The organism is Streptomyces sp. NPDC057010 (assembly GCF_042673805.1).
Classification (GTDB): domain Bacteria; phylum Actinomycetota; class Actinomycetes; order Streptomycetales; family Streptomycetaceae; genus Streptomyces.
Window position 1 is genome coordinate 1 of record NZ_JBHUSC010000147.1, and the last position, 1,077, is coordinate 1,077.

Consider the following 1,077-nt stretch of genomic DNA (forward strand, 5'->3'; position numbering starts at 1 on the left):
ACTCAAAGCGAGGTAGGTCGGAATCGTCGAGATCAGTATCCATTCGCCGTATTTCGCCGCGCCCCACACCGACAGAAACAGGGGAACCGATACGATCTGGGCGACCACACTCACGGCCTGTCCGAGACCGTGAGCGAGAAATGCCTTGATGATGCGTTGTGCCGACATGGTGGGTTCGAATCGATAGCCGGGCTAGGCTGGTCGTCCGGGCCCGGTCTTGAAATTATTGCCGTGGTGCGTATTCGTACTGATACGCGTACTTGTATTTCCCGTATGCGTACCCCGCTGTGTTCAGGGGCAGATCGTTGAAGATCACGCCTTTCAGCGTCCCGCCCCCCTGGCGCAACTGCTTGATTGCCATTTCCACTTCCCGCGGTGGATTCGCGCCGAAGCGCAACACCAGCAGCGTCACACCGGCGTAGCGACCTATGATGGCGGGGTCCGTGACGGCCAGCACGGGTGGGGTATCGACGATTACGTGGTCGTATCGGGACGAGAGCTGACTCAACACCTGTTCGAAGTTGGGATGCAGCAGGAGCTCGGCCGCATTCGGCGGCAGTTCGCCGGTAGGAATGAAGTCAAGACCCTTCACGAGCGTGTCGGGCTGGATGAATTCGCCGGCGTCGCCACCCGATCTGATCAACTCGGTCAATCCACGTCCTCGCGCCGCCCCGACGTAGCGGTGCAGGTAGCCGCGACGGAGGTCTCCGTCGATCAGCAGCACTCTCTTTCCCGAACTCGCCATCAACGCAGCGAGGTTGACGGCAATGAACGACTTGCCCACGCCCGGTGCGGGGCCGGTCAGCATCAGTATGTTGTTTCTGGCATCGAACTGAGCGAACTGCAATGCGGTGCGCAAGCTGCGAATGGCTTCGACGGCAAGATCGGTCGGTGCGGCCCGGGCGAGCAACGGCGCATTGTTACCGCCCGCTCGCTCGATGCGTCCGAACGTAGACTGTTGATCAGAGTGCGGAATCGTCGCATAGACGGGAATCCCGAACTTGTCTTCGACTTCGGCCGGATCTTCGATTCCGCTGCGCAGTGCCTTGAACGCGAAGGCGGTGACCAGGCCCACGA

Annotated in this window: 1 protein-coding gene; it reads right to left on the bottom strand. The window is 60.6% G+C overall.

Annotation, left to right across the window (positions count from 1 at the left end):
- Positions 1 to 223: 223 nt before the first annotated feature.
- On the bottom strand, positions 224 to 1,077 hold an 854-nt coding region (locus ACFTXQ_RS36715; protein ID WP_382650044.1), incomplete at its 5' end, for a polysaccharide biosynthesis tyrosine autokinase.